Raw genomic sequence first — 13184 nt, forward strand, 5'->3', positions numbered from 1 at the left:
CGGGTGGCCTTTTTTTATGTGTGCGGATTTTGCTTGGTGGTCGCTAGAGCGCCACCACCCGATTACGTCCCGTCTCCTTGGCTTGATACAGCGCCTTGTCCGCGGCAAACATCAGCACCTCCAGGTTGATGTCGGAGCTGGCGTTCCAGGTACTGATACCAATGCTCACGGTAATCGGCGAGTCGGTGCCGTCAATCGGCGGTAGCTGTTCGACGGCCTCTCGAATGTGCTCGGCGATCAGTTGTGCGCCCGCCATGTCGGTTTCCGCCAGGACCACCGAGAACTCTTCGCCACCGTAGCGCGCAACCAGGTCGGCCGGCCGCCGTACGTGGGTGCGTAACACCTGGGCAACCGCGCGCAAGGCCTCATCACCGGCTTGATGGCCATGGCGGTCGTTGAAGGCCTTGAAGTGATCGGCATCGATCATCAGTAACGACAATGGCTTGCCGGAACGCTGGGCGCGAAACCATTCATGACGCAACGTCTGGTCCAGCGTCCGGCGGTTGGCCAGTCCGGTCAGTGCGTCGGTGGCGGCCAGTTGTGCCAGCTCCAGTTCGGCATCGTGACGCAGGCGCAGTTCGCGGCAGAGCAGCCAGGTCAGCCACAGCAGGCACGCACACAGGGCGATCGTTGCCAGGCTGACCACCAACGCTGTGCGTTGCCATGAAGAAAACACTTCTTCACCCGACAAGGCCACGATGACAATCAGCGGCAAGTTGCCAACCTGGGAAAAGGTGTAGAGCCGCTGGTCCTGATAACGATTCGAAACGCTGCTGAAACTGCCGTCGCCTTCGTTGACGATACGCTGGAAGTTGGGGAGCTGGCTGAAGTCCGTACCGGTCAGGTCTTCGCTCAGGCGAGGGACCTGGGCCAGCAGGATTCCATCCTTGTTGATCAGGCTGATCGAACTGCCGGGACCGATGTTCAGGCTGTTGAACAGCTGTTCGAAGTAGCTCAGGCGCATCGCCGCCTCGGCGACCCCTAGAAACTCGCCTTGTGCGCCACTGATCCGGCGACTGAAGCTGATGCGCCATTCGTTGTTAGCCATTCGGGAGCGAAAAGGCCGACTGATGAACATGCCCGGGTCGCTGTTGTTCACGTGGGACAGGAAGTACTCGCGGTCGGCAAAGTTGCCTGTCCTGGGTTCTCGCGAAGCCGAGTCGGCGAGCACGTTGCCCTGTTGGTCGAGCAACAGGATGTCACCCTTGTAGGGGGCGGCGGTGGCACGATCGAACAAGGCCAGATGACGTATCTGCGGGGAAACCTGCATGAGGTCATCACGGCGGGAGGCCGCGATCAGGCCAAGCAACGACACGTCGTAGAGTTCGACGTTACGCAGGACATCGGCTTCGATCAATTGCACGATATTGGAGGCGGAGCGGCTGGCTGACAGTTCGGCATTGACGCGTTCACGCACCAGCAGAAACGCCACGATACTCAGGATGGCAATCACCAGTAATACGCTGCCGAGAATCACCAGCCGCTCGGATCGCTCGGATCGCGTTGATTGGTGAGATGTGGTGCGCTCGCTCATTATTCTGGCTTCTGTCGTCTAGGCGTCGGAGACATTCTTTTGCAAGAATCGGGCAGCGTCCCGGACACCCGTTGTATCCGCAGCATTCCCAACAGACTGCGGATAAAAAAGGCCAGCAAAACGTGCCGGCCTTTTGTTTATTGAAGCTTAGAAGACATTGAGCGGGTAGTCGAAAATCACTCGGTACTCGTCGGTGTCCTGATCAAGTACTCCATAACCGTTGCCGCCCCGGTTGGTAGCCCATTGCAGGCGCACTGCCAGGTCCCTGGCCTGGCCGTCCTGGACCACGTACTTGAGCTCGATGTCGCGTTCCCAGTGCCGGGCGTTTATGCCCTCAGCGCTGTACCACGCGCTATACCCGGGGCTATCTGGGTCGACCTTGGTCAGATCCAGTTTGCCCCTGGACCAGGACAGCGCCGAAGTCAGTCCCGGCAGGCCAAGGCCGACAAAGTCATAGGCGTACTTGAGTTTCCAGGACCGCTCGTTCGGACCGTTGAAGTCCGAGTATTGCTGGGAGTTGTCGAGGAAGACGCTGTCGCCCTGGCTGATGTAGTCGAACGGGGTGTTGCCGTTGACCCGCTGGTAAGCGGTGGTGATGCTGTGATTACCGACGCCGACAGTGAAATGCAGGCTGAAGGTGTTGTTGTCGATGTGGCCGAGCAGCGCATCACCGGTGTCCTGCGTGTGATAGAAGTGCAGGCCCGGGTTGAGGCTGACCACCTCGTTGAGCGCATAGGTGTAGTCGAGGTCGTAGTAGTACTGGTTCCAGATGTCCTTGAGCTCGGCGGCATACAGGCTGCTGGTCAAGCCTGGCACACCGCTCCAGGCCACGCCGGCCCAATTGAGATGCTGGCTTTCTTCACCCTCGGCCAGACTGCCGTAGGACGTACCGATGCGAACATGACCGCTCTGGTTGTACGGTTTGGTGAAGCTCGCTTGACCCCCTTCGATCAGCCAGCCGTCGAAGCTGTGGTTGGTCAGGCTGACGCCGCGAAAGGTCTGGGGCAGCATGCGGGTTTCACCGCCGGCAATCACCGGGTTGGCGAGAAACAGGTCGCCGGCCTTCAATTCGCTATTGAAGGCTCGCATCTTCAGGGTGGCACCTGCGGTGGAGAACGAGCCCGGTGCTTTGCCGCTGCCGTCGCTGGCCGGCAGGATGCTCGAATTGTCCGTGCCGCCGCCTCCGTCGAGCTTGAGCCCGAGCATGGCATGGGCATCGATGCCGAAGCCGACCGAGCCTTCGGTGAAGCCCGACTCGAAGATGCCCAGAAAACCCTGACCCCATTCAATGTTGTCGTCTGCCTGCTGCAGGCGATTGCGGTTCATGTAGTAGTTGCGTGCGTTGATGGTGAGGCTGGCGTCTTCGGTGAAACCTTGGGCAGCATCGGCAGCGTGAGTATTGCAGGCCATCGTTGCAGCGATTGCAACGAACAGCGCAGGGGGACTGATTGGGAAACGCACGTGGGGTAAAGCTCCTGGGTCAGCGGGGAACATCACTGTTCTTGCAGTCGCAAAGATTTCGGGTTGGCGAGGAGGGCGCAGCGGGTTGTAAAACCACAACGAAAAAAAGCCGCTGATGGCAGCGGCTTTGAAGACAACTTTTCATTGGGAAGAGCCGATGAAAAGTGTCGAGGGAAACAGGAGTGATGCGCGCAAAATCAGCTGTCTTTTTCAGCCTGTTTGGCTTGAGTGCTCGACGCTTGCGGGGCTTGGGTGGCCTCCTGGGCTTTGGCGGTCATCTCGATCTGGTGCTCTTCGTAGGCGGCGGCTCGGGCGGAATTCTGCGCGACGAAGGCGTGCGACTCTTCGGCCATGGCGAACGGAGACAGGAACAGAGAAGACAGAACGAAAGCGCTGGCAATACCCATACTGTTGGACATCTTTTAAACCTTCTTGCTTGGCAAGTGCTGTTTGGTGCGGGCAAAGATAAGGCGCTTGGGCGAAAGGAAAAAGAGCGGATTCATGAAAGGACTGTTACGCAAAGAGCAAAGATCGCTCGCGGCCAAACCCGATCTACGGTGGGGCCTGCCGGCGATAGCGGCCTACCGGCTGGCCTGATGCCGGGGCGAAGGTAGCGGTCTTTTGCGGCCTCAGACCGGCAAATGCATACCAAAGGTATTCATCCCATGGTCACTGCGCACGAACACATCCCCGCCATGCATCAGGGCAATCGCCTTGACGATGGCCAGCCCCAGCCCGTGATTGTTGCCACTGTTGCTGCGCGAGGCATCGACCCGGTAGAAGCGCTCGAACAGGCGCGGCAGATGTTCGTTGGAAATCGGTATGCCCGGGTTGGCCACGCCGATGCTGACCTGGTGCTCGCCGGCTTCGATGCGCACCTCGATGACTTGTCCGGGGCCGGTGTGCTGCACGGCGTTGTTCAGCAGGTTGATCAAGGCCCGGCGCAGGTGGGCGATTTCGATTCGCACCATGGCATCGCCGCTGACCTGGACCCGTACCTGCGCATCCTCGAGAATGAAATCCAGGTATTCCAGGGTCGTGGCCACTTCCTCGGCCAGCGAGGTGGACGTCAGTTTGGTCGCCTTGCTGCCTTGGTCGGCGCTGGCAAGGAACAGCATGTCATTGATGATGGAGCGCAGTCGCTCGAGCTCTTCAAGGTTCGATTGCAGCACCTCGAAATAATGCTCTGCCGAGCGCCCGCGAGTCAGGGCAACCTGGGTCTGGCCGATCAGGTTGGTCAGTGGCGAGCGCAGTTCATGGGCGACATCGGCGTTGAACGATTCCAGTCGCGAGTAGGCCTGTTCGACCCGCTCCAGCGTCGAGTTGAACGAGTCGACGAACTGGTTCAGTTCCGGGGGCAGCGACGATAGCCGCAAGCGGCCAGAACGCAACGGCGGGGCCAGGCGCTGGGCTTCCTGAGACAGCTTGATCAGTGGCTTGAGCCCGATTCGCGCCACCCAGTAACCCAGCGCCGAGGCCATCAGTACGCCGATAACTGCCAGGCTGACCAGGGCGATCAGCAACTGGTGCTGGGTATGGAAAAACGTCTCGGTGTCGATGCCGATCATGAAGCGCAGGGGCGGGCGCTGATCCTTGGCCGGGAATTCGCTGACCAGCACTTTCAGCGGGTAGGGGTGATCTGCCAGTTGCATGTCGCGCATGCCCAGCGGCCCTTTGGCAAACGCACGGATGCTCGGTGTCGGTTTGCCGTATTCGTAGTTCGGATCGCCGCTGATGATCCAGAAACTGATGCGCTTGTCTTCTTCGCCGAGCAGCTTGAGCTTGTTGTTGATCTTCACCCAGTGCTCAGGCGTGCCGTAGCGGCCGACGGTGGATTCGAGCACGCTGTAGCGCGCGTCCAGTTCGGCTTCGGGCAACAATCCCAGGCCTTTGTCGACCTGTTGGTAGAGCGCCCAACCGATCAACAAGAACACCAGAAGCGCTACCAGCGTGAACATCCCGCTCAGGCGCAGAGCAATTGAATTACTGGACACCACGGCTCTCCAGCACATAACCCATGCCGCGGATGGTGTGCAGCAATTTCTCTTCGAATGGCCCGTCGAGCTTGGCCCGCAGGCGTTTGATCGCGACCTCGACGACGTTGGCGTCGCTGTCGAAATTGATGTCCCAGACCATCTCGGCAATGGCGGTTTTCGAGAGGATTTCACCTTGGCGCCGGGCCAGCACGCTCAGCAGCGAGAACTCCTTGGCCGTCAGGTCCAGCCGTGTGCCACCGCGGGTCGCCTTGCGGCTGATCAGATCTATCCACAGGTCGGCGATGCTCACCTGCACCGGTTCGTGGCCACCGCTGCGCCGGGTCAGTGCCTGCAGGCGTGCCACCAGCTCAAGGAAGGAAAACGGTTTACCCAGGTAATCGTCAGCGCCGTCGCGCAGGCCCTTGATGCGGTCTTCCACACGTTCGCGGGCGGTGAGCATGATCACCGGGGTCTGCTTGCGCGCACGCAAGGCGCGCAATACGCCGAAGCCGTCCAGGCCCGGCAACATCACGTCGAGGACGATCACCGCGTAGTCGCTCTCCAGCGCCAGGTGCAGGCCTTCGACCCCATCCCGCGCCAGGTCAACGGTGTAACCCTGTTCCGTCAGGCCGCGGTGCAGATAATCCGCGGTTTTTTCCTCGTCTTCGATAATCAGGACGCGCATGACCCCGCCTCAGTCTGTGGTCGCCAGCTTTGCCACTGGCGAAGGTTTGGGCCTATGAAATAAACGCTCCAGCCACAAGTATATGACCGGCGTGGTGAACAGCGTCAGTGCCTGGCTCACCAGCAAGCCACCGACCACGGCGATGCCCAGGGGTTGGCGCAGTTCGGCGCCGGTGCCGTAGCCGAGCATCAACGGCAGGGCGCCGAGCAAGGCGGCGAGGGTGGTCATGATGATCGGCCGGAACCGCGTGATGCACGCCTGGAAGATCGCTTCTTCCGGTGACAAGCCGCCCTTGCGCTGCGCTTCCAGGGCGAAGTCGATCATCAGGATGCCGTTTTTCTTGACGATACCGATCAGCAGCACCAGCCCGATCAGTGCCATGATCGAAAAGTCCTGGCCGCAGATCCACAGCATGATCACCGCACCCAGCCCGGCCGAGGGCAGCGTCGAGATGATCGTCAGCGGGTGGACGAAGCTCTCGTAGAGCACGCCGAGAATGATGTACACCGCCAACAGCGCCGCGAGGATCAACCATGGCTGGCTGGCCAGCGAACTCTGGAACGCCTGGGCCGCACCCTGGAAGTTACCGTTGATGGCCGCGGGCATGCCGATGTCGACCTTGGCCTGGTTGAGCATGATCACCGCATCGCCGAGCGCCACGCCGGGTGCCAGGTTGAACGACAGGTTGGCGGCCGGGAACATGCCGTCATGGGCGATGGACAGCGGCCCCACCGTGGGCGCATCGAATTTCGCCAGGGCCGACAGCGGCACCATTTCCCCGCTCAGGGGCGAGCGCAGGTAGAAATAATTGAGGCTTTCGGCCTTGCCGCGTTGCCGGGTGTCCAGCTCCAGGATCACGTTGTACTGGTTGATCTGGGTCTGGAATTCGTTGATCTGGCGCTGGCCGAAAGCGTCGTACAGCGCTTCATCCACATCGCTGGCGGTCAGGCCAAAGCGTGCGGCGGCACTGCGGTCAATGGTGATATGGGTGATGCTGCCGCCCAGTTGCAGGTCGTTGGAAATGTCGCGGAAGGCCGGGTTGCCGCGCAGTTTTTCCGTCAGGCGCTGGGTCCAGGTGCTCAGCACCGCCCCGTCGTTGCTCTTGAGCACGTATTGGTACTGGGCCCGGCTCGGGCCGGAGCTGAGGTTGATGTCTTGCCCGGCGCGCAGGTACAGGACGATGCCCGGCACCTTCATCAATTGGGGGCGGATACGGTCGATGAACTCGCTGGCTGAAACATCGCGGTCGCCGCGTTTTTTCAGGGCGATCCAGAAGCGGCCGTTGGCGATGGTCTGGTTGCTGCCCGACACGCCCACCGAGTGAGAGAACGCTTGAACCGCAGGATCAGCGGCGACGATTTCGGCCATCGCCAGGTGTTTTTTTACCATGTCGCCGTAGGAAATATCGGCCGCCGCTTCGGTGGTACCGAGGACGAAGCCAGTATCCTGGACCGGGAAGAAGCCTTTAGGGATAAAGATGTAGCCGGCCACCGCCAACCCCAGCGACAAACCGAACACGCCGATCATCAATGTCTGGTGGGCGAGGGCACGGCGCAGGCCTTTTTCGTACCACGCCAGCAGGCGCTCGCCGAAGCCGGGTTTACCCTGGGCGTGATGCTCAGGCGCGCGCATGAACAGCGCTGCCAGGGTGGGCGCCAACGTCAGGGAAACCACCACCGAAATCATGATGGTGGAGGTGGCGGTCAGGGCAAATTCCTTGAACAGCCGGCCAACCACGCCGCCCATGAACAGCAGTGGAATGAACGCCGCCACCAGCGAGAAACTGATCGAGACCACGGTAAATCCGATCTCGCCGGCGCCCTTGATCGCCGCCTCGCGCATGCCGTCACCGGCCTCGAGATGTCGGTGGATGTTCTCCACCACCACGATCGCATCGTCGACCACAAACCCCACGGCCACCACGATCGCCACCAGCGTCAGGTTGTTCAGGCTGAAGCCCATCACGTACATCAGCGCAAAGCTGGCAATCAGCGACACACCGAGTACTGCCGAGACGATCAATGTGGCCGACAGTTGGCGCAGGAACAGCGCCATCACCGCCACCACCAGCATCACGGCGATCATCAGTGTGATTTCAACCTCGTGCAGCGACGCGCGGATGGTCTGGGTGCGGTCGATCAGCACCTTGACCTGCACCGAGGCTGGCAACATCGCTTGCAGCGCCGGCAGCGCGGCCTGAATGCGATCCACGGTCTCGACGATGTTGGCGCCTGGCTGACGGAAAATCACCAGGTTTACGCCCGGTTGCGAACCCGCCCAGGCCTGGACGTAAGCATCTTGCGAACCGTTGACGACTTTCGCGACATCCTTGAGGTGAACCGGTGCACCGTCCTTGTAGGAAACGATCAACTGACTGTATTCGTCGGGGTGGAACAGTTGATCATTGGTCGAAAGCGTTGAAATGCTCGATTCGCCGTACAGCGCGCCTTTGGCCAGGTTGAGGCTGGTCTGCTGGATCGCCAGGCGAATGTCCGCCAGGGTCAGGCCGATGGCGGCGAGCTTATCGGCGGACACCTGGACACGGATCGCTGGACGTTGCTGGCCAGTGATGGACACCTGGCCGACACCGTCGACCTGACTGAGTTGACGGGACAGCAGGGTTTCCGTCAGGTCGCTGAGTTCAGGGCCTGGCATCAGCGACGAGTTGACGCTGAGGATCAGCACCGGACTGTCGGCCGGATTGACCTTGCGCCACGTTGGCAGGTTCGGCATGTCCTTGGGCAATTTGCCTGCCGCGGTGTTGATAGCGGCCTGGACTTCCTGGGCTGCAGTATCGATGCTTTTGTCGAGGGTGAATTGCAGGGTCAGGTTGGTCGAGCCCAGGGCGCTGCTCGAGGTCATCTGGGTTACACCGGGAATGGCGCTGAATTGCACTTCAAGGGGCGTGGCCACCGATGACGCCATGGTTTCCGGGCTGGCACCGGGCAGTTGGGCTGCCACCTGGATCGTCGGAAACTCTGCTTCCGGCAGCGGCGCGATGGGCAGGCGCGGAAACGCGATGGCCCCCAGCAGCACCAGGGCGAACGTCAGCAGAATCGTGGCCACCGGGTGGTCGATGCACCAGGCGGAGATCGAACCGTGGCCTTTCATGGCGCCGTCTCCGATTGCACGACCTGCGGCGGTTCGGTCAGCACTTGTACGGTGGCACCGGGCTTGAGTCGCGACTGACCGTCGCTGACCAGCACGTCACCCGCTTTCACCCCCTTGATGATGCTCTGGCCGCTGCCCTGGTAAACCATCTGCACTGGCACGGTTTCAACCTTGTCGCCGTTTACCCGATAGACGAAGTGTTGGTCGAGGCCACGTTGTACGACGGTGGGAGGTACCACCAATGCATCTTTATCCAGCGCAGTCTGGATTTTTACCGTCACCAACAGGCCTGGCCAGAGTTTTTGCCCGGCGTTGTTGAATTCGGCCTTGGCGCGGATGGTGCCAGTGTTGGCGTTGATCTGGTTGTCGATCAGGGTCAAGTGGCCTTCGCCCAGCAGGTTCCCGGTTTCGCCGTCGGTGTCGGCTCCGATGTAGGCCTTGACCTGGGCGCGTTGTGGATCGCTGATCAGGCCTTGCAGGGTCGGCAGCATCTGCTGCGGCAGGGAGAACTCCACGGCGATCGGGTCGATCTGGGTCACCGTGAACAGTCCCTGGGTGTCAGTCATGCGCAGGAAGTTTCCTTCATCCACTGTACGAATTCCGACGCGGCCACTGACCGGGGAGCGAATTTGCGTGTACGACAACTGCACCTGGGCCGCGTCGATCGAAGCCTGGTTGCCCTGGGCGGTGGCCTTGAGCTGGTTGACCAACGCCTGTTGCTGGTCGTAGGTCTGTTTGGAAACACCGTCGTCGACGCTCAACAGCTTGTAGCGCTTGAGGTTGACCTGGGCCACTTGCAGTTGCGCCTGACTTTCGCCCAGTTGCGCCCTGGCCTGGTCCAGGCTGGCGCGGATCGACCGGTCGTCGATGGTCGCCAGCAGGTCGCCTTTGCTTACCAGTTGGCCTTCCTTGACCAGTACCCTGGTGAGGATCCCGTCGATCTGCGGGCGGACCACCACACTGTGCAGCGACAACACCGAGCCTATGCCGGTGACGTAGCGGGGCACGTCTTTTTCGACCACGTTGACCACGCGCACCGGGATGGCGGTCGGTGCGGCGACTTTAACCGTGGATGGTTTCATCAGGTACCCCGCGCCCAGCGCCACCAGCACGATCAGAAAGGCTGCTAGAAGAACGGTTTTTTTCTGGGTTCGCATGCGAGAGGGGCGCCGGGTCGGGAAATGGAAGTGTTCGCAGCTTTGTCTTTCTACGTTATAGCCCCATGACCCGGTCAGGAAAGTGACTGTTAACTGACAGCGGTGTCAGTTTGCTCGTATGGAGTCCCACTCGGTCACATAGGCCGTTTTGCTTTTCTTGTTGTAGAGGCACAGTTCGGTACCTTGCTGGCCTTTCATGTGCTTTTGCGGGTACTGGCCTTGCAGCAGCAGGGCGGTGTAGCCGACCCGGTCATCGAACTGTGCGGCGTTGCCGACGGGTTTGGCGTTCGCCAGACCGCTGGCCTTGGTGCAACTGGCGAGCACGGCCTTGTCGAAGGCGGCCCAGGCCTCGGGACTGGAGGCGTGGGCCTGGGTGGCGAGGGCTGTGAGGCAGGCGAAGGTCAGGGTGACAGCTTTCATGGTTCAGGGATCCTTGGGCGGGGTTAGCCAAGGTGTGAGTATGCCTGAAGGCTTGGAGGGGCGAACGCGGGGCTCGGCGAGGGACGGGTCAGACCGGAACCGGTTCCCGGCGCACCACATACATCCCGGCGCTTTCATACAACCGCTGTGCGCGAAGGTTGTCTTCCAGCACTTTCAGGTCGACGTAGCCTTCGTGCCGCCGTTGAAATTCGGTGAAGGCATTGAGCAGCAAGGCTCGCCCCAAACCGCGGCCTTGAGCCCGTGGATGCACCACCAGACTCTTGATGTAGGCGCTGGTCCAGCACTGACAGACGCCCACGATACCCTGGGCATCCAGAGCGATGAAACACAGTGTCGGATCATACTCAGGATCGGTTTCAAATCGCTGTTGCCATACGTCCAGGCCCGGGACGCGGCCGCCGCCTTGCGAGTGACCCTGTTCCATCAAGCGATGAACTTCCTCCGCCCGTTCGGGACGATACCCGGTCAGCACGATCCCCTGGGGCCAGGTGATGGCGGGCACGGCTTCAGCGAGACTGCGCCGCATGAGAAGGCAGAATTGCTCGGCCACGACTCAATGACCTTGTTCGGCAACGGCCTTGGCCGCGTCGATCAGGCACTTGGTCAGTTCCGGTGAAGAGAACTTGGTCAGCACCGCATTCGCGCCGGCAAGCCGTGCCTTTTCGCTATTCATGGCGCTGTCCAGGGACGTATGCAGCAGTACGTAAAGGTGCGCGAAGTCCGGGGTTTCACGCAGGGTGCGGGTGAAGGCGTAACCGTCCATTTCGGACATTTCGATATCGGAGACGATCAGGTTGATCTGCTGGGCGGTGCCTTGCAGATCCAGCAGGCAATCGATGGCTTCCTTGGCGCTGCGGGCCGTGTGGCATTGCAGGCCCAGGTTGCGCAACGTATGCACCGATTGCTGTAGCGCGACCTGACTGTCATCGACCACCAGAATGCGAGCGCTGCCCAGGATCTCGGCATCTTCCATGCTGAGCTCGGTTGGCGCCATGTCGATTGGTACCGGGGCAATGCCATGGATGACCTTTTCGATGTCCAGCACCTGCACCAGGGTGCCGTCGACCGAGGTGACACCCGTGATGTACGAGCGTGAGCCGCCCGAGCCGAAGGGGGGCGGACGGATGTCGGTAGTCAGGCAGTGCACGATCTTGCTCACCGCCTGCACATGCAAACCTTGCTTGGAGCGGCTGACGTCCGTGACGATCAGGCACCCACCGTCGGGATCTTCCAGCGGGCGCTCACCGATGGCGCGGCTGAGGTCGATCACCGATAACGAGTTGCCGCGCAGGGTGGCGATGCCTTTGACGTGGGGATGCGATTCGGGAAGTTTGGTCAGTGGCGGGCAAGGGATGATTTCACTGACTTTGAGCAGGTTGATCGCCATCAGCTTGCCACTGCGCAAGGTAAACAGCAGAAGCGAAAGTGAATCTGCGCGGGCTTTGGTGGAGGACATAAAAACCTTCTGTGGAAAAAGGTGGTGAGGCGATCAGTGGATCAGCCACAGCTATCGATACCAGCTTATCGACTTGTCGGGAGCAGGCTTTAGGAAAAATCCCCGGGGCCGTTTCAGGTCCTTTCAAAATGAAACGAAAAAGCCCCGCCTCTTCAAAAGAGAGCGGGGCTTTGTCTTGCATCGAGGCGGTTGGTGTAGAACTTACTCGTCGTCGCCCATCTGCGACTGCAGGTAGTTCTCGATACCGATCTTGTCGATAAGACCCAGTTGGGTTTCCAGCCAATCGATATGTTCTTCTTCGGACTCAAGAATCTCTTCAAGCAGTTCACGGCTACCGAAGTCGCCCACTGTTTCGCAATGCGCGATCGCCACTTTCAGATCAGCATGGCCGGTCTTCTCGATGCGCAGGTCACACTCAATCATTTCCTGGGTGTGCTCGCCGATTTGCAGCTTGCCCAGGTCCTGGACGTTCGGCAGGCCTTCAAGGAACAGGATGCGCTTGATCAGCTTGTCCGCGTGCTTCATCTCGTCGATGGATTCGTGGTACTCGTGCTTGCCGAGCTTGTTCAAACCCCAATCTTCGTACATGCGTGCATGCAGGAAGTATTGATTGATCGCGACCAGCTCATTGGCAAGGATCTTGTTGAGATGCTGGATGACTGTAACGTCGCCTTTCATGATGGGGTCCTGCCCTGTATTAGCTGTCTATAAAGGCAGAGTTTGAGCCGCACAACTAAGAGTGTCAAACCTAAGTTATTGAATCATATATGAAAATTAATCGGAATAAGAATGTTTGTGTTCCGCGTCTTGAGTCTAAGCAGTTGATTTTCAGACATAAAAAAACCGGACACGTGTCCGGTTCTTTGAAATACGGTATTTATGCAGCAGTAAATTCGACAGGAAAAGGTATCGTCGCCTGGGCGGTTTGCAATTTGGTCAGGGTCTCGCGGACCACTTCCTTGGCGAGACAGGCACATTTACCGCATTGACTGGCAACGCCGGTGGCCTGGCGCACTTCCTTGTAGCTGCAGCATCCTTCATAGATCGCATCGCGGATTTGGCCGTCGGTGACGCCAGTGCAGAGGCAAACATACATAAGTGAAAACCGTCGCTGTTTATGTCTCGAATGCGATGGATCTTAATGTTAACGAGAATGATTGTCAAAGTGCTTTGGAAGGGCTTTTTGACAGGCCTGACGAACGGTTGGCCAACGATGCGCTGTAAACGGAAATACCCTTCGTCCTTTTTTACGCCCATGGGAGAAACCGTTACGGACAGGCCAAAAACGCAGTGTATGATGACCGGTCTTTTCGAAACGGGTTGGTGTCACAGGGCTGTCGCCTGAGGGTGGCAGGCTGATGCA

At 59.8% G+C, this 13184-nt stretch carries 12 protein-coding genes; all 12 read right to left on the minus strand.

Features of this window, described 5'->3' with window-relative positions:
* Nucleotides 1–43 precede the first annotated feature (43 nt).
* The 12 genes from BKX96_RS19045 to BKX96_RS19100 all read right to left on the minus strand — a co-directional run bounded on the left by BKX96_RS19045 (nucleotide 44) and on the right by BKX96_RS19100 (nucleotide 12917).
* Nucleotides 44–1534, minus strand: coding sequence for a GGDEF domain-containing protein (locus BKX96_RS19045; protein WP_077185206.1), 1491 nt, complete (start codon nucleotides 1532–1534; stop codon nucleotides 44–46).
* A gap of 147 nt (nucleotides 1535–1681) precedes the next feature.
* Nucleotides 1682–2944 carry an OprD family porin gene (locus BKX96_RS19050; protein ID WP_410454538.1) on the minus strand — a complete coding sequence of 421 codons (1263 nt, stop codon included), beginning with the start codon at nucleotides 2942–2944 and terminating at the stop codon, nucleotides 1682–1684.
* Nucleotides 2945–3192: 248 nt separating this feature from the next.
* The gene (locus tag BKX96_RS19055; RefSeq protein ID WP_046819020.1) at nucleotides 3193–3414 is read right to left on the minus strand and encodes a hypothetical protein; all 222 of its coding nucleotides are present in this window, start codon (nucleotides 3412–3414) and stop codon (nucleotides 3193–3195) included.
* Nucleotides 3415–3624: 210 nt separating this feature from the next.
* Complete coding sequence (locus BKX96_RS19060; protein ID WP_077185208.1) at nucleotides 3625–4989, minus strand: heavy metal sensor histidine kinase; 1365 nt, start codon at nucleotides 4987–4989, stop codon at nucleotides 3625–3627.
* The gene (locus BKX96_RS19065; protein ID WP_007998286.1) at nucleotides 4979–5656 is read right to left on the minus strand and encodes a heavy metal response regulator transcription factor; all 678 of its coding nucleotides are present in this window, start codon (nucleotides 5654–5656) and stop codon (nucleotides 4979–4981) included. Before BKX96_RS19065 ends, BKX96_RS19060 begins: the two co-directional genes overlap by 11 nt.
* Before the next feature lie 9 nt (nucleotides 5657–5665).
* A complete protein-coding gene (locus BKX96_RS19070; protein WP_077185209.1) occupies nucleotides 5666–8767 on the minus strand; it encodes a multidrug efflux RND transporter permease subunit in 3102 nt (1033 codons plus the stop codon).
* Nucleotides 8764–9924, minus strand: coding sequence for an efflux RND transporter periplasmic adaptor subunit (locus BKX96_RS19075; RefSeq protein ID WP_077185210.1), 1161 nt, complete (start codon nucleotides 9922–9924; stop codon nucleotides 8764–8766). Before BKX96_RS19075 ends, BKX96_RS19070 begins: the two co-directional genes overlap by 4 nt.
* 105 nt (nucleotides 9925–10029) lie before the next feature.
* Nucleotides 10030–10344: a hypothetical protein gene (locus tag BKX96_RS19080; protein WP_046819024.1), complete on the minus strand. Its 315-nt coding sequence runs from the start codon at nucleotides 10342–10344 to the stop codon at nucleotides 10030–10032.
* 88 nt (nucleotides 10345–10432) lie between these two features.
* Nucleotides 10433–10891 carry a GNAT family N-acetyltransferase gene (locus BKX96_RS19085; protein WP_077185211.1) on the minus strand — a complete coding sequence of 153 codons (459 nt, stop codon included), beginning with the start codon at nucleotides 10889–10891 and terminating at the stop codon, nucleotides 10433–10435.
* A 27-nt stretch (nucleotides 10892–10918) separates the two neighbouring features.
* The gene (locus tag BKX96_RS19090) at nucleotides 10919–11821 is read right to left on the minus strand and encodes a chemotaxis protein CheV (protein ID WP_046819026.1); all 903 of its coding nucleotides are present in this window, start codon (nucleotides 11819–11821) and stop codon (nucleotides 10919–10921) included.
* 201 nt (nucleotides 11822–12022) lie between these two features.
* Complete coding sequence (gene bfr / locus BKX96_RS19095; protein ID WP_046819027.1) at nucleotides 12023–12499, minus strand: bacterioferritin; 477 nt, start codon at nucleotides 12497–12499, stop codon at nucleotides 12023–12025.
* Nucleotides 12500–12698: 199 nt separating this feature from the next.
* Complete coding sequence (locus tag BKX96_RS19100) at nucleotides 12699–12917, minus strand: bacterioferritin-associated ferredoxin (protein WP_046819028.1); 219 nt, start codon at nucleotides 12915–12917, stop codon at nucleotides 12699–12701.
* Between the last annotated feature and the right edge of the window lie 267 nt (nucleotides 12918–13184).

Origin of the sequence: Pseudomonas putida (genome assembly GCF_001976065.1) — a bacterium.
GTDB lineage: Bacteria > Pseudomonadota > Gammaproteobacteria > Pseudomonadales > Pseudomonadaceae > Aquipseudomonas > Aquipseudomonas serbica.